The following is a 24,570-nucleotide window of genomic DNA, read 5'->3' on the forward strand; positions in this document are numbered from 1 at the left end:
AGGGGTCAGGGCGAACGGCGCCGTGCGGTCGCGTTCGAAAAGGCAAGCCCATGCTGTCCTCCGACGATCTCGAAGCCCTCGCCGCGGGCCGGCACCGCGATCCGTTCGCCGTGCTCGGCGCTCACCGAGATCCGGCGGGCCGCTGGTGGCTGCGCACCGTGCTGCCCGATGCGGTCGAGGTCGAGGTGATCGACGCCACCAGCAACGTGGTGCTCGCGCGCCTGCCGCGTCTCAACGAGGCCGGCGTCTACGAGGCCGCGCTCGCCTGGCAGGGCGAGGCCGCGCCGGACTACCGGCTTTGCATCCGCTGGGCCCACGGCGGGCGAGACGCGCTGGCCGATGCCTATGCCTTCGGCACGCTGCTGCCCGACGACGTGCTCGCGGCATTGAGCGACGGCTCGCTGCTGCGCCCCGACCGCTGGCTCGGCGCGCATCCGATGTCGGTCCGCGGCATTCCCGGCACGCGCTTCGCCGTGTGGGCGCCGAACGCGCAGCGCGTCAGCGTGGTAGGCAGCTTCAACCACTGGGACGGCCGGCGCCATCCGATGCGCCTGCGCCACCGCGCCGGCGTGTGGGAGATCTTCGTGCCGCATGCCGGCTGCGGCGATCTGTACAAGTACGAGCTGCTCGACGCGCAGGGCGCACTGCTGCCGCTCAAGGCCGACCCCTACGCCTTCGCCGCCGAGCTGCGGCCCGCCACCGCGAGCGTGATCGCACGAGCGCCTTCGCGGACCCTGCCCGCGGACCGCGCCGCGCGCAACCACCGCCGCGCGCCGGTGTCGATCTACGAGGTTCACCTCGGCTCATGGCGGCGCGGCGAACACAACGGCTTTTACGACTGGGACCGCCTGGCCGCCGAGCTGCCGGCCTATGCGGCGGACCTCGGCTTCACGCACCTGGAGCTGCTGCCGGTGGCCGAGCACCCGTTCGATGGCTCCTGGGGCTACCAGGTCACCGGCCACTACGCACCGACCGCGCGCTTCGGCGACGCGGCCGGGCTCGAGCGCTTTCTCGACGCCTGCCAGTCGCAAGGCCTGGGCGTCATCGTCGACTGGGTGCCGGCGCACTTTCCGAGCGACGCGCACGCGCTGGCGCGCTTCGACGGCAGCGCGCTGTACGAGTACGCCGACCCGCGCGAGGGTTTCCACCGCGACTGGAACACCCTCATCTACAACTTCGCGCGCAATGAGGTGAAGAGCTTCCTCACCGGCGCGGCGCTGCACTGGCTGCAGGACTGGGGCATCGACGGCCTGCGCGTCGACGCGGTCGCCTCGATGCTCTACCGCGACTACAGCCGCGCGAGCGGCGAATGGCTGCCCAACGTTCACGGCGGGCGCGAGAACCTCGAGGCCGTCGCGCTGCTGCGCCATCTCAACGAGGCGGTGGGCCGCGAGGCCGAGGGTCGCGTCACCATCGCCGAGGAGTCGACCGCCTGGCCCGGCGTCTCGCGGCCGGTCTCGGCCGGCGGCCTGGGCTTCCACTACAAGTGGAACATGGGCTGGATGCACGACACGCTGAAGGTCTTCGCCAAGGACCCGATCCACCGCCGCCATCACCACGACGAGCTGACCTTCAGCCTGGTCTACGCCTTCGACGAGAACTTCGTGCTGCCGCTCTCGCACGACGAGGTCGTGCACGGCAAGGGCTCACTGCTCGGCAAGATGCCTGGCGACGAATGGCAGCGTTTTGCCAACCTGCGCGCACTGCTGGCCTGCATGTGGACGCACCCGGGCAAGAAGCTGCTGTTCATGGGCGGCGAGTTCGCTCAGCAGCGCGAGTGGAACCACGATGTCGCGCTCGACTGGCACCTGCTCGAGGAGCCGCACGGCCGCCACCTCGGCGTGCAGCGCCTCGTGCGCGACCTCAACCGGCTCTACCGCGAGCAGCCGGCGCTGCACGCGCGCGACTGCGAGCCCGAGGGCTTCGAGTGGATCGAGGCCAAGGACGCCGAGCGATCGGTGCTCGCCTACCTGCGCCACGACGGCGAAGGCCGCACGCTGCTGGTCGCCGCCAACCTGACGCCCGTGCCGCGCGAGGGCTATCGCGTCGGCGTGAACGGACCCGGCCGCTGGCGCGAAGTGCTCAATACGGATGCGGCGGCCTACGGCGGCAGCAACCTCGGCAACGGCCTCGGCCCCGTCGCCGCGCAGCCGCAGGGCGCGCACGGGCGATCGCACTCGATCGATATCGTGCTGCCGCCGCTGGCGGTGGTGGTGTTCGAGCCGGTGGCGCGGACGTGACGCTGGTGCTCGAGCGCGGCCTCGCGCATCCGCTCGGTGTCACGCCGCGCGACGGCGGCATCAACATCGCCGTGTTCGCCTCGCACGCAACGCGCGTCGAGCTGTGCCTGTTCGACGCCGAGGGCCGCACCGAATGGGCTCGCGTCGCGCTGCCGGCCGAGAGCGACGGCGTCTGGCACGGCTTCGTGCCGGGCCTGGGCGCCGGCACCGTGTACGGCCTGCGCGTGCACGGCCCCTACGATCCCGCGGCCGGCCATCGTCACAACCCGCACAAACTGCTGCTCGATCCGACCGCGCGCGAGATCGTCGGGACCTTCGAATGGCGCGACGAGCACTTCGGCTTCACGCGCGGCCATCCGCACGGGCAGCGCACCCCGGACGCGCGCGACAATGCGGCCTGGGCGCTGAAGGCGCGCGTCGCCGAGCCGCTGCCGGCCGCGAAGCCGCACCTGCCGCGCCCGCTGGCCGACAGCGTTCTCTACGAGCTGCACGTCAAGGGCTTCACCCGAAGGCTCGAGGCCGTGCCCGAGCGCCTGCGCGGCACCTACGCCGGCCTGGCGCATCCGGCCGCGATCGAGCACCTTTCGAGGCTCGGCGTGACCACGCTGTCGCTGCTGCCGGTGCACTACGCGCTCAGCGAGGAGCGGCTCGGCGCGCCGGGCCTGTCGAACTACTGGGGCTACAACACGCTGGGCTTCTTCGCGCCCGACCCGCGCTGGTCCGTCACGCCGGGCGACCCCGCCGCCACGCGGCGCGAGTTCCGCGCGATGGTCGACGCCTTGCACGACGCCGGCTTCGACGTGCTGCTCGACGTCGTCTACAACCACACCGCCGAAGGCGACGAGCGCGGGCCGACGTTGTCGTTCCGAGGCCTCGACAACGCGAGCTGGTACCGCCTCGCCCACGACGACCGCGCGCGCTACGACAACGTCACCGGCTGCGGCAACACCGTGGCCGTTGCGCATCCGCGCGTGACGCAGTTCGTGCTCGACTCGCTGCGCCACTGGCGCGCCGAGATGGGCGTCGACGGCTTTCGCTTCGACCTCGCGCCGGTGCTGGGCCGTCGTCCGATGGACGAAGGCGGCGGATTCGACCCGCGCGCTGCCTTCTTCACTGCGCTGGCGCAGGATCCCGTGCTGGCGCCCTGTCATCTGGTGGCCGAACCCTGGGATGGCGGCATGCAGGGTTACCAGCTCGGCCGCTTTCCGCACCGCTTCGCCGAGTGGAACGACCGCGTTCGCGACGGCGCGCGGCAGTACTGGCTTGCGCGCAGCATCGGTCGCGGCGAGTTCGCGCGCCGCTTCGCCGGTTCCAGCGACCTGTTCGACCACGGACGGCGCAGGCCGAGCGCGTCGGTCAATCACGTCGCCTCGCACGACGGCTTCACGCTGGCCGACGTGGTGAGCTACAGCCAGCGCCACAACCACGCGAACGGGGAGCACAACCGCGACGGCCACCAGGCGAACTTCAGCATCAACTGCGGCGTCGAGGGAGCGAGCGAGGATGCCCGCATCGTTGCGATTCGCGCCCGCCACGTTCGCTGCCTGCTGGCCACCGCGCTGCTCGCGCAGGGTACGCCGATGCTGCTGGCCGGCGACGAGCTCGGCCGAACCCAGCGCGGCAACAACAACGCCTATTGCCAGGACAACGAGATCAGCTGGATCGACTGGGCACACGCCGACGCCGCGCGCATCGCCACGACCGCGCGCCTGATCGCGCTGCGCCGCGCGCTGCCGGCGCTGCGCCAGGACCGCTGGCTCGGCGACGAGGCGCAGTGGCTGCATCCGCAGGGTCACGCGATGAGCATCGCCGACTGGCACGAGGCGGGGCGCCACGCCTTCGCCCTGCGCCTCGCGCCGCCGCCCGAGGCGAGCGACAGCCCGGCTGCGCTGGTCCTCTTCAACCCCGAGCCGCAGGCCGTCACGTTCGCACTGCCCGCGGGCCGCTGGACGCGGCACTTCGACGCGGCCGAGGACGTGCCCGCGCCGCCGCAGGCGATCGACGCGACGCACTGCGAAATCGCTGCACACACTCTCGCGCTGCTGGTCGAGCGCGACCTTGCCCCACCGACATGAACACCCCCATGCATCGACGAATGGCCGGCGTGCTGCTGCACCCGACCTCCCTGCCCGGGCCGCACGGCAGCGGCGACCTCGGCCCCGCGGCCTTTCACTTCATCGACTGGCTGGCCGCCGGGGCGCAAAGCGTCTGGCAGGTGCTGCCGCTCACGCCCGTGGGCTACGGCAACTCGCCCTACGCCGGCGTCTCGGCGTTCGCCGGCTCCCCGCTGATGGTGGCGATCGAGCCGATGGTCGAGCACGGCTGGTTGCGCGCGCCAACCCGTGAAGAGATCGCCGGCTTCGACGCCACGCGCGTCGACTTCGACCGCGTGGCGCCCTGGCGCATGGCCAGGCTGCGCGAGGCCGAGGCGGGCTTTCGCGCCCGCGGCGCACCGGTGGACCGCGAGTCCTTCGCCGCGTTCTGCGCAGCACAGGGCCACTGGCTCGACGACTACGCGCTGTTCATGGCGATCGACGGCGTTTACCGCGCCCGCGAGGTGTGGTCGTGGACACGCTGGGAAAACGCCCTGGCGCGCCGCGAGACCAAGGCGCTGGTCGCCGCGCGGGTGCGGCATGCCGGGGAAATCGCGTTCTGGCAGTTCGTTCAGTGGCAGTTCTTCACGCAGTGGCGCGCGGTGATGGACTACGCGCACGCCAGGGGCGTGACGCTGATCGGCGACCTGCCGATCTTCGTCGCCCACCATTCGGCCGATTGCTGGGCCCACCCCGGTCTGTTCCGGCTCGACGCGCAGGGCGAGCCCAGCGTCGTGGCCGGCGTGCCGCCCGACTTCTTCTCGGCCACCGGCCAGCGCTGGGGCAACCCGCTGTACGACTGGGACGCGATGGCCCGCGACGGCTTCGCGTGGTGGATCGCGCGCCTGAATCACGAGCTCGCGCGCGCCGACCTCGTGCGCATCGACCACTTCCGGGGCTTCGCCGGCTACTGGGAGATCCCGGCGAGCTGCCCGACCGCGATCGAGGGCCGCTGGGTGCCGGCGCCCGGCGAGGCGCTGTTCGACGCGCTGCAGCGCGCCGGGGACGGCGCGCTGCCGGTGATTGCCGAGGACCTGGGCGTGATCACGCCCGACGTCGAGGCGCTGCGCGATGCCTTTGCGCTGCCGGGCATGAAGATCCTGCAGTTCGGCTTCGCGGGCGACGGCAGCCACGCCTTCCTGCCGCACAACTACCCGGCCAACTGCTGCGTCTACACCGGCACGCACGACAACGACACCGCGCGCGGCTGGTGGCTCGCGGCCACTGAGCGCGAGCGCGGCTATGCGGCGGCCTACCTCGGCACCGAGGGCGCGCCTGCCGGCGAGCACAACGTGCACTGGGCCATGATCCGCTGCGCATGGGCTTCGGTGGCGCGCATCGCGGTCTGCCAGATGCAGGACGTGCTCGGCCTCGACAGCTCGGCGCGCATGAACGTCCCCGGCCAGCTCGGCCACTGGACCTGGCGCTTCCAGTGGTCGCAGGTCGGCCCCGAGCCGGCCGAGCGGCTCGCGCGCCTGTCGGCTGCGTACGGGCGAGCGAGCATCGACCGGCTCGCGCTCGCCGCGTACCCTGCCGGCCACGCCATGCCCTGAGGCAGCACCACACACACACACACGATCGTCAAGGAGACCCGCCGATGACCCCGAAGCTTCGACAGTGCGCCCCGCGCCTCGCCCTGGGCCTGGCCCTGATGGCCGCGGCCGGCGGCGCCGCGCTGGCGCAGACCGCCCCCGGCACCACCTCGCGCGGCCAGCCGGTGCGCGTGATGAAGGACTCGGCCGCCGATCGCGTCGTGCGCGTGACCTTCGAGCGCGAGCTGAGCTTCGTGCGCATCGAGCAGCGCGAACGCGGCGCACCGCCCAACGAGCACCCGGTCGCGATTGACGCCGAGGCGTTGCGCGCGCTGCTCGCGCGCGTGCAGCTGCCCTCGCAGAAGGAAGCGCTGTGGAACGCCAAGGAGCTGGAAGAGATCGCCGCGCCGCTGGCCGCGACGCTCGCCGAAGCGACGCCCGAGCAGGACGTGAGCTTTGCCACCAGCGGCCAGCACGGCATGCTGGGCCCGCTGGCACCCAAGCTCTCGACCACGGCGCGCGTGTTCCGTCGCGACGGCCAGCTGCAGGTGATCGTCGGCATCGTGCGGCGCGACGTCGGCAGCGCGTTTCGCGGCAGCGGCGTGCTCGCGCCGCTGGAGATCGGCAAGCGCGCCGGCGCTGTCGAGGCCGGTTTCAAGCTCGGCGTTGCACCCGAGGCGGGCAGCCTGAAGCGCGACGACTGGGTCGCGCTGCGAATGGACGCGCCGATGGCGGCGACGCCGGCGCGCGCCGCCGCACCGGCCGCTCCCGCCGTGCCGGCTGCCCCGGCCGGCAGCTGGGGCGCGCCGGCCGCCGGCGCTGCTGCAGCCCCGGCGCCCACGCCGCCGGCAGCCGATGCCGACGCGATCGCGCGCGGCGTCGGCGAGCGCCTCAAGGCGCTTCAGAAGCTGCGCGACGGCGGCCTGATCACCGAGCAGGAGTACCAGGAGAAGCGGCGGGAGATCCTGAAGGCGCTGTGAGCGCCTGGGCGGCGAGCGCGCGGATGCGCGCCGTCATCGCCGCGTCGAGCTGCGCGCCGCGCCGCGCCAGTGCGTCCAGCACGGCCAGCGCCGCTTGCGGCGTGCGCGCGTAGCCGGCCATCACCTCGGGCAGGTCCTCGAGCATCGACGGCTGGCGCCGCTCGATGCGGCGTTCGCGGTTGAACGGATCGGCGGCGCTGTCCGCCTGCGGTGCGTGGCGCAGCGCGTCGAGCTCGATCAATCGGTCGAGCGCGTGCACCTGCACCAGCCGCGCGGCCACCAGCCTTTCGCCACGCAGCCAGCGCTGCAGGCCGACGAACAGGTTGCCCAGCGCCTCGCCGACGATCCAGGTCTCGTCGGGCAGGCGCGCATCCGGCACCGGGCGGCGCGGTTGTGCGATGGCCTCGTCGACGCCCTCGCGGCGCCACACCACGCGACCCGGCGCAAACGGGATCACCTCGAGCTCCCGAGGCTCGAACACCGCGAACTCGCAGAACACGCCGTCGGCCATCAGGGCCTTGTGGCCGTCGACCGTGTTGCGGAAGTGCCATGCCAGCGGATGCGCTTGCGCCAGCCAGTCGAGGCGGTCGATGTAGCGCGCCTTGTGACCCGGCTCGACGATCGCGAAGAAATCGAGGTCCGAATGGGCATCCAGCCGCTCGCGCTCGAGGCCGACCGAGCCGAGCCCGATCAGCGCCAGCGCGTGTCCGCTGTCGCGCAGCGCGGCACCGACACGCTCCAGCCGTTCGAGCAGGATCTCGGGCCGGCTCATGCGCGCAGCGCCGCGGCCTGCCGCGCCAGCTGCTCGACGCGCGCCCAGTCGCGCGCCGCAACCGCATCGGCCGGCGTCAGCCACGAGCCGCCGACGCAGGCCACGTTGGGCAGCGCGAGGTAGCTTGGCGCCGAGGCCGCGGTGATGCCGCCGGTCGGGCAGAAGCGCAGGTCGCGGAACACGCTCGCGAAGCCCTTGAGCGCATTCGCGCCGCCGGCCGACTCGGCCGGAAAGAACTTCAGCCGCGAGAAGCCGAGCTCGCGCGCGCGCATCAGCTCCGAGGCGGTCGCCACGCCGGGCAGCAATGGCACGCGGTGGCCTCTCGCATGCGCGGCCAGCGCCTCGGTGAGACCGGGAGAGACCATGAACTGCGCGCCGGCCGCGGCGGCGGCCTCGTACTGCTGCGCGTCGAGCACCGTGCCGGCGCCGACGATCGCCCCCTCGACCGCGGCCATCGCGCCGATCGCCTCCAGCGCGGCGGGCGTGCGCAGCGTCACCTCGAGCACGCGCAGCCCACCTTGCACCAGCGCGCGCGCCAGCGGCACGGCGTCGTCGGCGCGCTCGATCACGATCACCGGGATCACCGGTGCGGCGCTCATCACCGCGTCGAGCGCGGCGCTGTGAAGCGTGTCTTGCGGCATCGTCTTCTCCTCGTCAGCCGACCCAGCTCGCGCCGCCCTGCTCGGCGCCGGTGGCATGCGCGCGGTGCGTGGCGAACAGTTCGCGGCCCAGGCCCCAGGCGCTGCGCTCGGCATCGAACGGCGCCGGCTCCCGCGCCGCGAGTTCGCCCGCGTCGACCATCGCCTCGAGCACGCCGGCCTCGGCATCGACGCGCACCACGTCGCCGTCGCGCAGCCTGGCCAGCAGGCCGCCTTGCAGCGCCTCCGGTGTCACGTGGATCGCCGCCGGCACCTTGCCCGAGGCGCCGGACATGCGTCCGTCGGTCACCAGCGCGACCTTGAAGCCCTTGTCCTGCAGCACCGCGAGGCTGGGCGTGAGCTGGTGCAGCTCGGGCATGCCGTTGGCCCGCGGCCCCTGATGGCGCACCACCACCACGACGTCGCGGTCGAGCTCGCCGGCCTTGAAGGCCTTGATCATCTCGGCCTGGTCCTCGAACACGCGCGCCGGCGCGGTGACGGCGCGGTGCTCGGGCTTGACCGCCGAGGCCTTGAACACCGCGCGGCCGAGGTTGCCCTGCAAGAGGCGCATGCCGCCGTCGGGCTGGAACGGATCGCCGGCGCGGCGCAACACGCCGTGGTCCAGCGAATCGGGCGGCGGCGCGCGCCAGGCCAGCCGGCCCTCGTCGAGCCAGGGCTCTTGCGCATAGGCGCGCAGACCGTCGCCGACGACGGTCTTGACGTCCTCGTGCAGCAGACCGGCGTCGAGCAGCTCGCGAATCAGGAGCGCCATGCCGCCGGCGGCGTGGAAGTGGTTCACGTCGGCCTGGCCGTTGGGGTAGATGCGCGTGAGCAGCGGCACCGCGGCCGACAGCTCGGCGAAGTCGCTCCAGTCGATCGCAATGCCCGCGGCGCGCGCGATCGCAACCAGGTGCAGCGTGTGGTTGGTCGAGCCGCCGGTGGCGAGCAGGCCGACGATGGCATTGGCGATCGCGCGCTCGTCGACGATCTCGCCGATCGGCCGGTAGTCCGAGCCCAGCGCCGTGATCTGCGCGGCGCGCTGCGCGGCGGCGGCGGTCAGCGCGTCGCGCAGCGGCGTGCCCGGGTTGACGAAGGCGGCGCCCGGCAGGTGCAGGCCCATCACCTCCATCAGCATCTGGTTGCTGTTGGCGGTGCCGTAGAAGGTGCAGGTGCCGGGGCCGTGGTAGGCGGCCATCTCGGCTTCGAGCAGCTCGGCGCGGCCGACCTTGCCCTGCGCGAACAGCTGGCGCACCTTGGCCTTCTCTTCGTTGCCCAGGCCCGAGGTCATCGGGCCGGCCGGCACGAACACGGTGGGCAGATGGCCGAAGGCCAGCGAGCCGATCAGCAGGCCGGGGACGATCTTGTCGCACACGCCCAGCATCAGCGCGGCGTCGAACACGTTGTGGCTCAGCGCGATCGCGGTGGCCTGCGCGATCACGTCGCGCGACCACAGCGACATCTCCATGCCGATCTGGCCCTGCGTGACGCCGTCGCACATGGCCGGCACGCCGCCGGCGAACTGCGCGGTCGCGCCGGCCTCGCGCGCGGCGCGCTTGATGACGGCGGGGAAATGCTCCAGCGGCTGGTGGGCCGAGAGCATGTCGTTGTAGGCCGAGACGATGGCCAGGTTGGGCGCGCGCTGCTCGCGGATTGCGAGCTTGTCGGCGGCCGGCGATGCCGCCATCGCGTGCGCGAGGTTGGTGCAGGACACGCGCCCGCGCGCGGTGCCGTCGCGGCGCGCGCGCGCCAGGCGCTCCAGGTAGGCACCCCGCGTGCCGGCGCTGCGCGAGGCGATGCGCGCGGTCACGCGCGCAAGCACAGGATTCAAGGGCATCACGCCACTCCTCGTCGGGTCAACGACGCATTGACGGTGGATGAAATCGATAGCATCATTCTAATGTAACCCGGTTACATCGCAACGCTTTTTGCAGCGACACACCATGTCTTTCGACCTCGTACTCTTTGGCGGCACCGGCGACCTCACGTGGCGCAAGCTGATGCCGGCCCTGTTCCAGGCCTTCCGTCATGGCAAGCTGCCTGCCCAGGGCCGCATCCTCGCGGTCGCGCGCGACGAGCGCAGCGACGACGATTACCGTCGCTTCATCCACGAGCGCTTCGAGGAGGTCGAAAGCGCCAAGCGTCCGAGCGACGAGGAGTTCGCGCGCTTCGCCGAGCTGCTGCACTACCGCCGCATGGACCTTTCCAAGCCGGACGACTACGCCGGCCTGAAGGCCTGCATCGACGAGCGCGGCGCCGCCACCGTGGTGCTGTTTCTTGCGACCAGCCCACACCTGTTCACGCAGATCTGCGCGCAGCTCGGCCGCGCCGGCCTCAACGGGCCGAACGTGCGCGTTGTGCTGGAAAAGCCGCTCGGCCACGACCTGCAAAGCGCGCTGGAGATCAACCGCACGGTGGCCGCCAGCTTCAGCGAGCGCCAGGCGCTGCGCATCGACCACTACCTCGGCAAGCCCTCGGTTCAGAACCTGATGGCGCTGCGCTTCGGCAACGCGCTGTTCGAGCCGCTGTGGCGGCGCGAGAGCATCGCCAACATCGAGATCACGCTGGCCGAGAGCATCGGCGTGGGCACGCGCGGCGAGTTCTACGACCGCACCGGCGCGATGCGCGACATGATCCAGAACCACGCGCTGCAGCTGCTGACGATGATCGCGATGGAAGCGCCCGCCAGCAGCGACGCCGATGCGATCCGCGACGAGAAGCTCAAGGTGCTGCGCTCGCTCAAGCCCTTCAGCGAGGCCGACGTCGCGCGCGACGTGGTGCGCGGCCAGTACCGCGCCGGCCAGGTGAACGGCAAGCCGGCCCCCGGCTACCTGGAGGAAGTGCGCGTGCCGCCGGGCAGCCGCACCGAGACCTTCGTCGCGCTGCGCACCGAGGTGCAGAACTGGCGCTGGGCCGGCGTGCCCTTCTACCTGCGCACCGGCAAGCGCCTGGCGATGCCCGACGCGCACATCGTCATCAACTTCCGCACCGTGCCGCACGCGATCTTTCCCGGCGCGAACCGCGCCAACAAGCTGGTGATCAAGCTGCAGCCCGAAGACGGCCTCGAGCTGCACCTGCTGGCCGCGAAAGGCAGCGGCCAGCACGAGCTGCTGTCGCCGGTGTCGCTGGACCTCGACTTCGACAAGGCCTTCGCGACCGAGCGCGTCGGCGCCTACGAGCGCCTGCTGCTCGACGCGATCGCCGGCCGGCTGAACCTCTTCGTGCGCAGCGACGAGCAGGAGCAGGCCTGGCGCTGGGTCGAGCCGGTGCTCGACCACTGGGAGCGCGACGGCAGCGGCCCGCGCCCCTATGCGGCCGGCAGCTGGGGGCCGCCGGCGGCCAGCGCGCTGATCGCGCGCGACGGCTTCGCCTGGGACGAAGAGCAGTAAGCGAGGAGCCGCCGGTGCTGGAACGTCTGCGGGCCTCGATGGCCGCGCTGCCGCCTGCCGAGCAGCGCGTCGCCGAACTCGCGCTGGCCGAGCCGCGCGCCTTCGTGACGCAGCCGGTGGCCACGCTCGCCGAGCGCGCCGGCGTCAGCAAGCCGACCGTGGTGCGCTTTTGCCGCAGCGCCGGCTACGGTGGCCTGGTCGACTTCAAGCGCGCGCTGGCCGCCTCGCTCAACGAGGGCGTGCCCTTCGTTCACCGCGCGGTCGACGAGGGCGACACGCCTGGCGACGTGCTCGTCAAGGTGATCGACAACGCCGTCAGCGCACTGCTCAAGTTCCGCAACGATGCCGCGGGCCATGCCTTCGAGCGCGCGATCGACGCGCTCGCCACGGCCGGGCTCAACGGCGACCGCATCGAGTTCTGGGGCGTCGGCAACTCCGGCATCGTCGCGCAGGACGCGCAGCACAAGTTCTTTCGCCTCGGCGTCAACGCCGCCGCGGTGAGCGACGGCCACGTGCAGGTGATGAGCGCGACGATGCTCGGCCCGGGCGACTGCGCCGTGATCATCTCCAACTCCGGGCGCAGCCGCGACCTGCTCGACGCGGCCGAGATCGCGCGCCGCAAGGGCGCGACCACGATCCTCATCACCGCCAGCGGCTCGCCGCTCGCGCTCACCGCGACCGGCAACCAGCACATCCTGCTCGCGGTCGACCACCCCGAGGACTACGACCGCTACAGCCCGATGGTCTCGCGCCTCTTGCACCTGGTGACGATCGACGTGCTGACCACCGGCGTCGCACTGCGCATGCCCGGCGAGCTGCGCGCGACGCTGAAGGAAATCAAGAAGAACCTGCGTGCCAAGCGGTACGCGCACGCCAAGACATGACACGGATGCATCGATGACGCTCAAGACCACCACCATCGCGGGCACGCTGCGCCTGCACGAGCTCGAAGGCCCCGAGGCGCTGGCCGAAGCGGTCGCGCAGGCCTTCTTCGACGCGGCGCTGTCCGGCGTGCGCGCACGCGGTCGCGCCAGCCTGGTGGTCACCGGCGGCACGACGCCGCAGGCCTATTACCCGCGCCTGGCGGCGCTGGAGCTGCCCTGGTCGCAGCTGAGCCTGACGCTGTCCGACGAGCGCTGGGTGCCGCCCACGGACGCCGGCAGCAACGAAGGCCTGGTGCGCCGGCTGCTGCTGCAAGGCCGCGCCGCGCAGGCCGTGCTGGTGCCGCTGTACGAAGCCGGCGCGACGCCCGCCGAGTCCGCGCCGATCGTAGCCGCGCGCGTGCGCGCGCTGCCGCATCCGTTCGACCTCGTGCTGCTCGGCCTGGGCGCCGACAGCCATGTCGCGTCGATGTTCCCCGGCGGCCAGGGCACCGACGCCGCACTCGATCTCGCCAGCGACGCGGTGTGCCATCCCATCGTGCCGCCGGCCAACATCCCGCCGGGCCCGCCGCGCATGACGCTGGGCCTGGCCGAGCTGCTGGCGAGCCGGCGCATCGTGATCGCCGCGCGCGGCGCCGACAAGCGCGAGGCCTTCGTCAAGGCCGCGACCGGCGGCTGGCACCTGCCTTCGCCGGTGCACGGGCTGGCGCTGCACGCGAAGCAGCCGGTCGATTTCTACTGGTGCGGCTGAGCTGCCGCCAAGGGCGCGGCGCGGCTCAGCTCGTGCGCATCGGCGGCGCCGTCGCCGCGAACCACGCCTCGACCTCGCCGGCCGGCGCGTAGCCGCCGAACAGCGCGCCCTGCGCCTCGACGCAGCCCTGCGCGGCGAAAGCGTCGCGCTTCACCGCGTCGTCGACGCCCTCGACCGCCACGCCGATGCCCAGGCGCCGGCACACGCCGATCGCCGCGGCGCGCAGCGCCTCGCGGTCGTCGTCGCGCGCGGCGCACAAGGCCGGCTCGATCGTCACGCGCTCGGGCGCGATGGCGTGCAGCGCCTCGACCAGCTCGAAGCTGCCCGAGCCGAAGCGCGCGATCGCGACGCGCACGCCGAGCGCGCGCAGCTCGCGCAGCAGGCGCACCGCGCGCGGCGTGTCGCGCAGCAGCAAGGCCTCGTCGAAGCTCAGCTCGAGCCGCTGCGGCGCCAGCTCGAAGCGCTGCAGCGCGCTCCTCACCACCGCCAGTGCGTCGCCGCGCTCGACCCACGACGAGGCCATCGGCAGCACCAGCCGGGGACAGCGCGGCCAGGCCTGCGCATCGGCGCAGGCGCGCTGCACCGCCCAGCCCATGATGCGGCCCGCGAGGCCGATCTCGTCGGCCAGGAAGGCGAATTCGTCGAAGGCCACGGGCCCGCGCTGCGGATGGTTCCAGCGCGGCGCCGCCTGCGCGGCGACCGCGCGGCCGGTGTGCAGCTCGCGCAGCGGCCGGTACACCAGCTCGAACTCGTTCTTGTCCAGCGCGTCGCGCAGCTCGCACTCGAGCGCGCGGCGCGCCTGCATGCGCTGCTCCATCTCGCCATCGAAGAAGCAAAAGCGCCCGCGGCCTTCGCTCTTGGCGCGGTACAGCGCCAGGTCGGCGCGCGACAGCAGGCGGTCGGGGTCGTCATCGGCGGCGCCGATCAGGCAGATGCCCACGCTCGCGCCGATCACGACATGGTGGCCGTCGAGCTCGTAGCCGGCCGACAGCGCGTCGACGATGCGAGCGGCGAGGCCGGCCGCGTCGGCACGCTCCTGCACCGATGACTGCACGACGACGAACTCGTCGCCGCCCAGCCGCGCGATCGCGTCGGCCTCGCGCACCAGCGAGGCCAGCCGCTGCGTGACGACGCGCAGCAAGGCATCGCCGACCGGATGGCCGAGCGAGTCGTTGACCTCCTTGAAGCGGTCGAGGTCGATGTAAAGCAGCGCTCCCGGCCGCCCGCTCGCGGCGCGCTCGATCGCCGCTTCGAGACGGCGCCGCAGCTCGGTGCGGTTGGGCAGGCCGGTCAGCGCGTCGTGGTGCGCGAGATGGGCGATGCGCATCTGCGCGCTGCGCCGCTCGTGCACGTCTTCGAGCACGCCGACCCATTCGGACACGCGGCCGTCGGCGCTCGGCACCGCCGAGCCGCGTGCGCGCACCCAGCGCCACTGGCCGCCGGGCATCGCGAGGCGGAACTCGGCGTCGACCAGCGGCCGCTCGGCCGCGGCCTCCTGGAGCTGCGTGCGCAGGCTGGCGCGGTCCTCGGGATGCACCTGCGAGAACCAGCCGCTGCCCAGCGCCTGCAGCTCGGGCAGGCCGGTCAGGGCCTCCCAGCCGGCCACCGAGACCAGGCCGCCGCCGCGCTCGGCGCGCCACAGCACCAGCGCACCGGCCTGCGCCAGCGTGCGGTAGCGCAGCTCGCTTTGCGCCAACGCCTGCGCGCGCTGGCGCAGCGCCGCCTGCGCGCTCTCGATGCTCGACCGCATCGACTCGAACTCGCGGATCGGCAGGACCGCGTCGGGCACGGCCGACTCGGGCGCGGGCTTGTCGTCGCCCACCGCGCGCTGCGCGTCACGCTGCAGCAACCAGACCGGCCGCAGGATCTGTCGGCCCAGCCAGCCGGCCACCAGCAGCGCGAGCAGCACTGCGGCGCCGCCGCCGATCGCCATCTGGATCAAAGGCCGGTGCCAGCGTGCGTTGAAGGCGCCCAGCGGCTCGCCGACCACCAGCACCCAGCCGGGCGTCGCGTCGAGCGTGCGAAACGCGAACATGATCGGCGCGCCCTCGGTCGTGCGCGCCTCGAAGAGGCCGCCGCTGCTGCGCAGCGCCTGCAGCGTGTCCCAGTCGGGCACGCGCCGGCCGACGAACTTTTCGCCGTCGCGCGAGCGCGCGACGATGCGCCCGCTGCCGTCGGTCACCGCCACGAGCAGGCTGGTGTCGCTGGGCCCCTGCTGCGGCGCCAGGCGCACGAGGCGCTGCGGCGCCATCTCGAGCGCGATCAGCTCGCGCCCGCCCGCGCGCGGCAGCGCAAAGGCCACGCGCGGCGCGCCGTCGGCGGCGAAGTAGAGGTTCGACAGCAGCGGCCGCGCCTCGGCGCGCGCGGCCTCGCGCAGGAAGTCGGCCGGCGGCGCGTCGGGCGGCGCCTCGTCGAACGCGGTGAACAGGCCGAGCCGGCCGACGTCGGGGCCGCGGTAGCGCAGCGCACGCCGGCCCTGTACGCCGCCGCGCGCATCGGCTTCGGCGCCGGCCGCCAGGGTTTCCATCAGCGCCGCCTGGTGCGCGAGCTCGCGCTGCACCGCGTGCGCCAGCGTATGTGCGGTATCGACCAGGCGCGAGGCCGAGGCGTCGCGGTACGACTGTGCGGTGCGCCACACCGCGACCGCCGCCGTCCCCAGCGCCGGCACCAGGATCACCGCGACCAGCGCGCCGAGGTAGGTGCGCAGGCGCCGCGGCCGGCGGCGCGAGGAAGCTGGCGTGGCAGAAGAAGGCGCGGGCGCCGCGGTGGCCATCGGTCCGTTCCGTCGTTGGGCGGTGGATCGTGCTGCGCGGCGAGCCCCGCGCGTGCTTGGGGGACGACAGCGTAAACGAATTCACGCCTGCCGCCGCCCGCCGGCGGACGCAAAAGCGCCCGCCCCCGGCCGCTGGCACGAGCATTGCAGCCCCGGCCGCACGCCAGACATCCCGACGACCATGACCCTCTTTCCCCTGCCGCGACGCGCCCGCTCGATGGCGCTCGCCCTTCTCGCCTGCCTGGCCGCCGTGAGCGGCGCGCAGGCGCGCTGTCTCACCGACTGCCGCCCGCGCGTGGGCATCGTCTCGGCCTTCGGCGCCGAGGCCGACATCCTGGTCAGCGAGACGCGCTCGCGCCGCACCCATGTGATCAACGGCAAGCGCTTCACCACCGGCACGCTGCGCGGCAACCCGGTCGTCATCGTGCTCAGCGGCGTGAGCATCGTGAACGCGACCATGGTCACGCAGCAGATGCTCGACCACTTCCGCGTCGAGCGGCTGGTGATGAGCGGCATCGCCGGCGGCGTGAACCCGGCCAACCACGTCGGCGACGTCACCGTGCCCGACCGCTGGGCGATGCCGATGGAGGTGTTCTGGAACGCCGACGCCAAGCTGCCCGCGCCCTGCGGCGCGACCGGCGACCTGGCCTGCCTGGGCCTGCAGCTTGCCACCGGCCCCGACGGCAAGCCCTTGCCGCCGTTCACGCTGAGCACGCCGCACGGGCCGGTCGAGACGGGCCTGTTCATGCGCAAGAACTACGTGCTCAACGCCGCCAACGCGCCGGCGGGCGGCTTCATGTTCGACTATCCGGTCGATGCCGAGATGCTCGCCGTCGCGCGCGATCTCCAGCCCGTGCTCGAGCGCTGCGGGCCGAAGGCCAAGCGCGCCGACGGCAGCACCGATGCCTCGATGTGCGTGAAGCAGCAGCCGCGGCTGCTGGTCGGCGGGCGCGGCGTCTCGGCGCCGGTGTTCCTGGCCAACGCGCAGTACCGCGCCTACCTGCACGAGGTGCTGCAGGCGCAGACCTTCGAGATGGAGACCGCCGCGCTCGCGCACGTGGCGCATGCCAACGGCGTGCCCTACATCGCCTTCCGTTCGCTGAGCGACCTGGCCGGCGGCGAAGGCTTCGACGCCGACGTCGGCGCGCTGTTCGCCAGCGGCCTGGCCGAGGTGAACGAGGCCGCCGTGACGCTGGCCTTCCTCGATGCCTGGCGACTGCACAAGCAGCGCCAGCCGGGAGCGAAGCGATGATCCGCCGCGGCCTGTTGGCGCTGTGCGCGGCCTGCGCGCCGCTGCTGGCGATGTCGCAACCGGCGACGGCGCCGCGCGAACTCAAGGTGCTGATCATCAGCATGTTCGAGCCCGAGGCGCAGCCGTGGATCGAACCCTTGCAGCTGAAGGAGTCGGTCCCGGTGCCAGGCCTGCTGCCCGATCACCCGGCGCTGCGCTGCAATGCCGACGGCGTGTGCCTCGTCGTCGTCGGCATGGGCCATGCGAACGCGGCGGCATCGACGCTCGCGGTCGCACTCTCGCCGCAGTTCGACCTGCGCCGGACCTACTTCCTGATCGCCGGCATCGCCGGCATCGACCCCGCCCAGGGCACGACCGGCACCGCGGCCTGGGCGCGCTGGCTGATCGACTTCGGCATCGCGCACGAACTCGACGCGCGCGAGATGCCCAAGGGCTGGCGCACCGGCTACTACGGCGTGATGACCCGCGGCCCCGGCGAGAAGCCCAAGTTCGAGTACCACACCGAGGCCGCGAAGCTCGACGAGGCGCTGCTGCAGAAGGCGCTTGCGCTGTCGCGCAACGTGGCGCTGGCCGACGACGCGAAGGCACAGGCCTATCGCGCCAAGTACCGCCGCGCGCCGGCCAGCGAGCCGCCGCGCGTGACCCAGTGCGACACGCTGGGCGGCGACACCTGGTGGCACGGCCACCGCCTGGGCGAACACGCGCGCGCATGGACCAAGCTGCTCAGCGACGGCCAGGCGACCTACTGCACCACGCAGCAGGAGGACAACGCGACCTACAACGCGCTCGCGCGCGCGCAGGCGGCCGGCCGCGTCGACCTCAAGCGCCTCGCGGTGCTGCGCACCGGTTCGAACTTCGACCGCCCCTATCCGGGGCAAAGCGCGCACGCTTCGCTGATCGCGTCGACCACCGGCGCATCGGGCGGCTTCGGCATCGCGACCGCGAACCTCGAGCGCGCAGGCGGTGCGCTGGTGCGCGACATCGTGGGGCGCTGGTCCGTGTGGAAGGACGGCGTGCCCGCGAACTGACGGCCCCCACGCTCGCTGCGCTCGCTGCCCCCCGAGGGGGCTGGCCTCCCTTGGGGCGGCCCCACGGGAGGCCGTTCGCCGATTACGGACGGCCGTGCGGGCCGTGGCATGGCGCTTGCGAACGTCGCGCGTCATGACCACGACAACCCACCAGGAGCCGTTCATGACCCGCACTTCCCTGCCAGCGCCGCGACGCATCGCGCTGGCCGTCGCCCTCGCCTGCTGCGGCGCAGCCTTCGCGCAGCAGGCCGCCGAGCCTGCTGCCGCGGCGTCCGCGCCCGAGTCCGGCAAGCTCGAGACGGTGACCGTCACCGCCGAGCGCCGCAGCGAGAACATCAAGGACGTGCCGATGGCGATCTCGACCCTCAAGGGCGAGAAGCTCGACGTCATCAATTCCGGCGGCCAGGACGTGCGCGCGCTCAGCGGCCGCGTGCCGAGCCTGAACATCGAGTCCTCGTTCGGCCGCGCCTTCCCGCGCTTCTACATCCGCGGCTACGGCAATACCGACTTCCGCCTCAACGCCTCGCAGCCGGTCTCGCTGGTCTACGACGACGTCGTGCAGGAGAACCCCATCCTCAAGGGCTTCCCGGTGTTCGACGTCGACCAGATCGAGGTGCTGCGCGGCCCGCAAGGCACGCTCTTCGGCCGCAACTCGCCGGCCGGCGTGGTGAAGTTCGACTCGGTCAAGCCGTCGACCAAGAAGCTCGAGGGCTACGCAAGCCTGGGCTACGGCACGGACAACATGATCAACCTCGAGGCGGCCGTCAACGTGCCGTTGTCCGAGGATTGGGCCGCGCGCGTGTCGCTGCTCAACCAGACGCGCGACGACTGGGTCGAGAACACCCACGACGCCGGCCCGACGCAGGACCTCGAGGGCTACCGCGACTCCGCGGTGCGCGCGCAGCTGCTGTACGCGCCGCACAAGGACTTCTCGGCGCTGTTCAACGTGCACGCGCGCGACCTCGACGGCTCGGCGCGCCTGTTCCGCGCCAACATCATCAAGCCCGGCACGAACGACCTGGTCGACGGCTTCGACGAGGACAAGATCTCGATCGACGGCAAGAACGAGTCGCGCCTGCGCACCAAGGGCGCGAACGCGCGGCTGCGCTGGGGCCTGGGCGAGTACTCGCTGTACTCGATCACCGGCTACGAGACGCTGGACACCTACAACCGCGGCGACATCGACGGCGGCTTCGGCGCGGTGTTCGCGCCGCCGTCGGGGCCGGGGACGATCCCGTTCTCGTCGGAGACCGCCGACGGCATCCCGGACCACAAGCAGTTCACGCAGGAAGTGCGCGTCGAGTCGAACTACGCCGGCCCCATCAACTGGCAAGCGGGGCTGTACTACTTCCACGAGGACTTCACGGCCGAGAGCTTCAGCTACGACTCGCTGTCCGGCGGCGCGCAGAACGGCTACTCGCGTTCGCGCCAGAAGAACGACGCCTATGCGGCCTTCGGCGCGCTGACGTGGCAGGCCACGCCCGCGCTCAAGCTGCGTGGCGGCCTGCGCTACACGCACGACAAGAAGGACTTCGCGCTGCAGGACTACAACAGCGCGGTGTTCGGCACGCCGGCGACGATGGCGGACCTGATCGCCGCCGGTCCGATCACTGCCAATCCGAGCGACAACAAGACGAGCTGGGACCTCAGCGGCACCTATGCGCTCAGCGCCGAGACCAACCTCTACGCGCGCGTGGCCAACGGCTTCCGCGCCACCAGCGTGCAGGGTGCCGGCGCGTTCAACGGGCAGTCGGTCGCCGGGCCCGAGACCAACACCTCGGTCGAGGCCGGCATCAAGACCGACCTGTTCGACCGCCGTGCGCGACTGAGCGCCGGCGTCTTCCACTACACGGTCAAGGACCAGCAGCTCACCGCGGTCGGCGGCGCCGCCAACTCGAACATCCTGCTCAACGCGGACAAGACGGTCGGCCAGGGCTTCGAGCTCGATTTCCAGGCGCTGATCACCGACAACCTGCTGGTCACCGCAGGCGCCAGCTACAACCACACCGAACTGAAGGACCGCGACCTCGCCGTCGCGGTGTGCGCCGCCTGCACCGTGACCGACCCGCTCGACGGCAGCGGCCGCGCGCTGATCGACGGCAACCCGCTGCCGCAGGCGCCCAAGGTCACGGCCAACGTCACGCTGCGCTACTCGATCCCGCACGAGACCGGCGAGTGGTACGTCTACACCGACTGGGCCTACCGCTCGAAGGTGAACTTCTTCCTCTACGAGTCCAAGGAGTTCACCGGCAAGGCGCTGACCGAAGGCGGCCTGCGCCTGGGCTACATCTGGGGCAACGGCAAGTACGAGGTCGCCGCCTACGGTCGCAACATCACGAACCAGATCCGCGTGACCGGTGGCATCGACTTCAACAACCTGACCGGCTTCATCAACGAGCCGCGCACCTGGGGCGTGCAGGGGCGGCTGAGCTTCTGATCAGGGTGCGGAAGCAGCCGAGGCCGGCGCCGACGGATGCGGCGCCGGCACGCTGGCCGGCAGCGGCGAGCTCTGGCCCGGCACGACGACGCCTGGCGCGAGCGGGATGTCGTCTTGCACGCGCACACCGGTGACGTAGTAGCGCGTCTCGCCGAAGCAGGAGGTCGGCAACCCGACCTTCTGCTCGTAGTGCAGCGCCACGCGCTTGCCCATCACCTTGTTGATCTGGTCGGCGACGGCGTCGTCCCAGATCGTGAAGGCGAACTTCTCCGGCGTGCTGCCGGGCAGCGAGACCAGCGCGAGTTCGCCCTCCCAGGTCTTGCAGACCCAGCCCTTCTTCGAGAGCTTCTGCACCCAGCCGGCGCGCTCGCCGCTGGCGTAGCTCCAGTTCAGCACGACGAGGAAGTACAGCACCGCGATCGCGATCAGCACCAGCAGCGTGATCAGCAGGCCGAAACTGCGGCGCGGCGCAGGAGACGTCGTGGCGCTCATGGGGCGGAGGAAGCGAGGCACGGCACGGCGCCGCGCGCGGATCTTCGCACGCGGCGCGGCCGGTCCGATCGATCAGAGATCGAAGCGAATGCCCTGCGCCAACGGCAGCGCCTTCGAGTAGTTCACCGTGTTCGTCGCGCGCCGCATGTAGGCGCGCCAGCTGTCCGAGCCCGACTCGCGCCCGCCGCCGGTTTCCTTCTCGCCGCCGAAGGCGCCGCCGATCTCGGCGCCCGAGGTACCGATGTTGACGTTGGCGATGCCGCAGTCCGAGCCCGACGCGGCGACGAAGGCCTCGGCCTCGCGCAGGTCATTCGTGAAGATCGCCGACGACAGGCCTTGCGGCACGCCGTTTTGCAGCGCGATCGCCTCCTCGAAGCGCTCGTAGCGCAGCACGTAGAGGATGGGCGCGAAGGTCTCGTGGCAGACCACCGGCGTTTGCGCCGGCATCTCGACCAGCGCCGGCTTCACGTAGAACGCGTTCGGATGCATGTCGGCCAGCACGCGCTCGCCGCCGAAGACGCGGCCGCCCTCTTCCTTGGCGCGCGCGAGCGCCGACTGCATGTGGTCGAAGGCTTGGCGATCGATCAGCGGCCCCAGCAGCGTGCCTTCGGCCAGCGGATCGCCGATGCGCACGCTCTCGTAGGCGCGCTTCAGGCGCGCGACCAGCTCGTCGTGCACGCTGGCGTGCACGATCAGGCGGCGCGTCGTCGTGCAGCGCTGGCCGGCGGTGCCGACCGCGCCGAACAGGATGCCGCGCACGGCCATGTCGAGGTCGGCGCTGGGCGCGACGATGATGGCGTTGTTGCCGCCCAGCTCGAGCAGGCAGCGGCCGAAGCGCGCCGCGACGCGCGGTCCGACCGCGCGGCCCATGCGCGTGCTGCCGGTGGCCGAGACCAGGGCGACGCGCGTGTCGTCGACCATCGCCTCGCCGACGGGGTGGCCGCCGATCACGAGCTCGGACAAGCCCTGGGGCGCTTCGTCGCCGAAGCGCGCCATCGCGCGCTCGAACAAGGCCTGCGTGGCCAACGCCGTCAGCGGCGTCTTCTCCGACGGTTTCCAGACCACCGCGTCGCCGCACACCAGCGCGAGCGCCGCGTTCCACGACCACACCGCGACCGGGAAGTTGAAGGCGCTGATGATGCCCACCACGCCCAGCGGATGCCACTGCTCCATCATGCGGTGGCCGGGCCGCTCGGAAGCGATGGTCAGGCCGTGCAGCTGGCGCGAGAGACCGACCGCGAAGTCGCAGATGTCGATCATCTCCTGCACCTCGCCCTGGCCCTCGGAGGTGATCTTGCCGACCTCGATCGAGACCAGGCGGCCGAGCGCGGCCTTGTGCGCGCGCAGCTCCTCGCCGAACAGGCGCACCAGTTCGCCGCGCCGCGGCGCGGGCACGTTGCGCCACGCGAGGAAGGCCGCATGGGCGCGCGCAACGGCCGCGTGCATGTCGGCCGGGCGGGCTTCGTGCACTTGCGCCAGCGGCGCGCCATCGATCGGCGAGTGCACGGCGAGCGTGCCGCCGCGAAGCTGCCCGGGCGCGACGCCGAGCGAGTCGAGGAGGGAGTCGATGTCGTGATTCATGTTGCTAGCGTAGCCGCTGATGCCGCGTCTTCCACCTCGGTCAGGCGATCGATTCGACCTGCCGTGACTGTTGATAGGCCGAGCCGAAGCGGTTGGCCAGGAAGGCCGGCAGCTCGATCTGTTCCTGGCGGATGAAGCCCCGCTGCGGCAGCTTGCCTTCGCGGAACAGGTCGACCGCCGCGCAGATGCCCGCTGCGGTGGTGATCTGGATCGCCGACAGCGGTGCGCGCTCGCTGCGGTCCGCGAAGATCTTGCGCGCGAACACTTCCTCGACGAACTGGCCGCCCTTGTGGCCGCTGACGGTCACGAACACCAGCACGACGTCTTGCATCGTCGTCGGCACCGCGCGGCGCAGGATGTCCTTGAGCGTGCCCTGGTCCTGCTTGAGCTGCAGCTCTTCGAGCAGCACGCGCATGAGCGCCTGGTGGCCGGGGTAGCGCACCGACTTGTAGTCGAGCGTGCGCACCTTGCCTTCGAGCGTCTCGCACAGCGTGCCGAGGCCGCCGGAGGTGTTGAAGGCCTCGTACTCGGTGCCGTCGAGCGAGAAGTGCTCCAGGCCTTCGAGCGGCAGCACGTCGATGCGCTGGCCGTCGCGGATCGCCTCGCAGGGATGGCAGTACTCGTTGATCAGGCCGTCGACGCTCCAGGTCAGGTTGTACTTCAGCGAGTTGGTCGGGAAGGCCGGCAGCGCGCCGACGCGCATCTTGACCTCGGCCAGCGAGTCGAACTGGCTCGCGAGGTGGTGCGCGACGATGCCGATGAAGCCCGGCGCCAGGCCGCACTGCGGCATGAAGGCCGTCTTGGCGCCTTCGGCCAGGCGCTTGATCTCGCGCGTGGCGGCCACGTCCTCGGTCAGGTCGAAGTAGTGGCAGCCGGCCTCGCGCGCCTGCGTGGCCGCCAGCGTGGCGAGGTGGTAGGGCAGCGCGTTGATCACCGCGTCGTGGCCGCGCAGCGCGCCGACCAGCGCGGCGGGCTGCTCGGTGTCGACCACCGCGGTTGTGATGCCGCGCCCAGACAGCTTGGCGAGCGCGGCCGGGTTCTTGTCGATCACGGTCACCGTGTAGTCGCCGGTGTCGGCGAGCAGGCGGGCGATGGTCTGGCCGATGTGGCCGGCGCCGAGCAGGGCGATGCGCATGGCGGTGTCTCCGAAGACGGTTCTCGAATCGGGCCAGTCTAGGAAGGGCCACCGACGATTTCTACGCCGAGTTCGTCGAACAGGCTCAGAATTCGGACGATTCGTCATCTCACTTCGACGTTTTCGACGTTCTGACCCATGGCCGCCACCACCCCACGCGACGCGCTCGACCGTGAACTGCTCGCCCTGCTGCAGGCCAATGCCCGCGAGAGCACTGCCAACCTCGCGCGCAAGCTCGGCGTCGCGCGCACCACGGTGCTGGCGCGCCTGTCGCGGCTGGAGCGCGACGGCGTGATCGTCGGCTACACGGTGCGCCTCGGCCAGGACGTGGCCGACCGTGCGCTGCAGGCCTACGTGGGCATCACGGTGCAGCCCAAGGCCGGGCGCGACGTCGTGCGCCGGCTCGAGCGCATGCCCGAACTGCGGCTGCTCAGCGCGGTGAGCGGCGAGTTCGACTACATCGCGCTGCTGCGCGCCGAATCGGCGGCGCGGCTCGATGCGCTGCTCGACGAGATCGGCGAGATCGACGGCGTCTCGCGCACCACCACCTCGATCGTGCTGGCGCGGCGCATCGATCGCCTGGCCGGCTGAGCGCGCGG

Annotated in this window: 18 protein-coding genes; 11 read left to right on the plus strand and 7 right to left on the minus strand. The window is 71.9% G+C overall.

Translation table 11 applies throughout. The annotated features are described in order from the left end of the window. Positions 1-50: 50 nt before the first annotated feature. Genes glgB through ACO2TI_RS19310 form a run of 4 tightly spaced genes read left to right on the plus strand, consistent with a single transcriptional unit; the run spans position 51 to position 6,845 of the window. Positions 51-2,240 (plus strand): 1,4-alpha-glucan branching protein GlgB, encoded by a 2,190-nt coding sequence (gene glgB / locus ACO2TI_RS19295; RefSeq protein ID WP_423286809.1) that lies wholly within the window; start codon positions 51-53, stop codon positions 2,238-2,240. Then, the gene (gene glgX / locus ACO2TI_RS19300; protein WP_423286810.1) at positions 2,237-4,315 is read left to right on the plus strand and encodes a glycogen debranching protein GlgX; all 2,079 of its coding nucleotides are present in this window, start codon (positions 2,237-2,239) and stop codon (positions 4,313-4,315) included. Before glgB ends, glgX begins: the two co-directional genes overlap by 4 nt. A gap of 8 nt (positions 4,316-4,323) precedes the next feature. Then, on the plus strand, positions 4,324-5,886 hold the full coding sequence (malQ, locus tag ACO2TI_RS19305) for a 4-alpha-glucanotransferase (RefSeq protein WP_423286811.1): 1,563 nt from the start codon (positions 4,324-4,326) through the stop codon (positions 5,884-5,886). A gap of 44 nt (positions 5,887-5,930) precedes the next feature. Further along, positions 5,931-6,845, plus strand: coding sequence for an SHOCT domain-containing protein (locus ACO2TI_RS19310; RefSeq protein WP_423286812.1), 915 nt, complete (start codon positions 5,931-5,933; stop codon positions 6,843-6,845). Here ACO2TI_RS19310 and ACO2TI_RS19315 read toward each other — a convergent pair. The 3 genes from ACO2TI_RS19315 to edd are packed head-to-tail and all read right to left on the minus strand — an operon-like array spanning position 6,793 to position 10,089. Beyond that, a complete protein-coding gene (locus tag ACO2TI_RS19315; protein WP_423286813.1) occupies positions 6,793-7,617 on the minus strand; it encodes a hypothetical protein in 825 nt (274 codons plus the stop codon). The two genes, ACO2TI_RS19310 and ACO2TI_RS19315, sit on opposite strands and share 53 nt — an antisense overlap. Continuing rightward, complete coding sequence (eda, locus tag ACO2TI_RS19320; RefSeq protein ID WP_423286814.1) at positions 7,614-8,258, minus strand: bifunctional 4-hydroxy-2-oxoglutarate aldolase/2-dehydro-3-deoxy-phosphogluconate aldolase; 645 nt, start codon at positions 8,256-8,258, stop codon at positions 7,614-7,616. The genes ACO2TI_RS19315 and eda overlap by 4 nt, the downstream gene beginning before the upstream one ends. A 13-nt stretch (positions 8,259-8,271) precedes the next feature. Further along, positions 8,272-10,089: a phosphogluconate dehydratase gene (edd, locus tag ACO2TI_RS19325; RefSeq protein WP_423286815.1), complete on the minus strand. Its 1,818-nt coding sequence runs from the start codon at positions 10,087-10,089 to the stop codon at positions 8,272-8,274. 106 nt (positions 10,090-10,195) lie between these two features. Between edd and zwf the strand changes: the two genes are divergently transcribed. From zwf to pgl, 3 genes are read left to right on the plus strand one after another with little or no spacing between them, the layout of a single operon-like run. After that, positions 10,196-11,641 (plus strand): glucose-6-phosphate dehydrogenase, encoded by a 1,446-nt coding sequence (gene zwf, locus ACO2TI_RS19330; RefSeq protein ID WP_423286816.1) that lies wholly within the window; start codon positions 10,196-10,198, stop codon positions 11,639-11,641. A 14-nt stretch (positions 11,642-11,655) separates the two neighbouring features. Beyond that, on the plus strand, positions 11,656-12,525 hold the full coding sequence (locus ACO2TI_RS19335; RefSeq protein WP_423286817.1) for a MurR/RpiR family transcriptional regulator: 870 nt from the start codon (positions 11,656-11,658) through the stop codon (positions 12,523-12,525). A 13-nt stretch (positions 12,526-12,538) separates the two neighbouring features. Next, entirely contained in the window at positions 12,539-13,273 is a 735-nt protein-coding gene (gene pgl / locus ACO2TI_RS19340; RefSeq protein ID WP_423286818.1) for a 6-phosphogluconolactonase, read from the plus strand. Between the two features lie 25 nt (positions 13,274-13,298). Here the strand turns inward: pgl and ACO2TI_RS19345 are convergent, their stop codons facing one another. Next, positions 13,299-16,046 (minus strand): bifunctional diguanylate cyclase/phosphodiesterase, encoded by a 2,748-nt coding sequence (locus ACO2TI_RS19345; protein WP_423286819.1) that lies wholly within the window; start codon positions 16,044-16,046, stop codon positions 13,299-13,301. Positions 16,047-16,227: 181 nt separating this feature from the next. On the opposite strand from ACO2TI_RS19345, the gene ACO2TI_RS19350 reads away from it, so the two are divergent. From ACO2TI_RS19350 to ACO2TI_RS19360, 3 genes are all read left to right on the plus strand, one after another. Beyond that, positions 16,228-17,298: a 5'-methylthioadenosine/S-adenosylhomocysteine nucleosidase gene (locus tag ACO2TI_RS19350; RefSeq protein WP_423286820.1), complete on the plus strand. Its 1,071-nt coding sequence runs from the start codon at positions 16,228-16,230 to the stop codon at positions 17,296-17,298. Then, positions 17,295-18,326, plus strand: a complete 1,032-nt coding sequence (locus ACO2TI_RS19355; RefSeq protein ID WP_423286821.1) for a purine-nucleoside phosphorylase — start codon at positions 17,295-17,297, stop codon at positions 18,324-18,326. The genes ACO2TI_RS19350 and ACO2TI_RS19355 overlap by 4 nt, the downstream gene beginning before the upstream one ends. A 163-nt stretch (positions 18,327-18,489) precedes the next feature. After that, positions 18,490-20,763, plus strand: a complete 2,274-nt coding sequence (locus tag ACO2TI_RS19360) for a TonB-dependent receptor (RefSeq protein ID WP_423286822.1) — start codon at positions 18,490-18,492, stop codon at positions 20,761-20,763. On the opposite strand, the gene ACO2TI_RS19365 is transcribed toward ACO2TI_RS19360, so the two are convergent. The 3 genes from ACO2TI_RS19365 to ACO2TI_RS19375 all read right to left on the minus strand — a co-directional run bounded on the left by ACO2TI_RS19365 (position 20,764) and on the right by ACO2TI_RS19375 (position 23,971). Then, positions 20,764-21,255: a hypothetical protein gene (locus ACO2TI_RS19365; RefSeq protein ID WP_423286823.1), complete on the minus strand. Its 492-nt coding sequence runs from the start codon at positions 21,253-21,255 to the stop codon at positions 20,764-20,766. It abuts the gene before it with no gap. Between the two features lie 72 nt (positions 21,256-21,327). After that, complete coding sequence (locus tag ACO2TI_RS19370) at positions 21,328-22,836, minus strand: aldehyde dehydrogenase family protein (RefSeq protein WP_423286824.1); 1,509 nt, start codon at positions 22,834-22,836, stop codon at positions 21,328-21,330. Between the two features lie 40 nt (positions 22,837-22,876). Next, positions 22,877-23,971 (minus strand): saccharopine dehydrogenase C-terminal domain-containing protein, encoded by a 1,095-nt coding sequence (locus ACO2TI_RS19375; RefSeq protein ID WP_423286825.1) that lies wholly within the window; start codon positions 23,969-23,971, stop codon positions 22,877-22,879. A 138-nt stretch (positions 23,972-24,109) separates the two neighbouring features. On the opposite strand from ACO2TI_RS19375, the gene ACO2TI_RS19380 reads away from it, so the two are divergent. Further along, positions 24,110-24,562 (plus strand): Lrp/AsnC family transcriptional regulator, encoded by a 453-nt coding sequence (locus ACO2TI_RS19380; protein WP_423286826.1) that lies wholly within the window; start codon positions 24,110-24,112, stop codon positions 24,560-24,562. The last annotated feature ends 8 nt before the right edge of the window (positions 24,563-24,570 follow it).

Source organism: Caldimonas sp. KR1-144 (genome assembly GCF_049446155.1).
Taxonomy (GTDB): Bacteria; Pseudomonadota; Gammaproteobacteria; order Burkholderiales; family Burkholderiaceae_C; genus Rivibacter.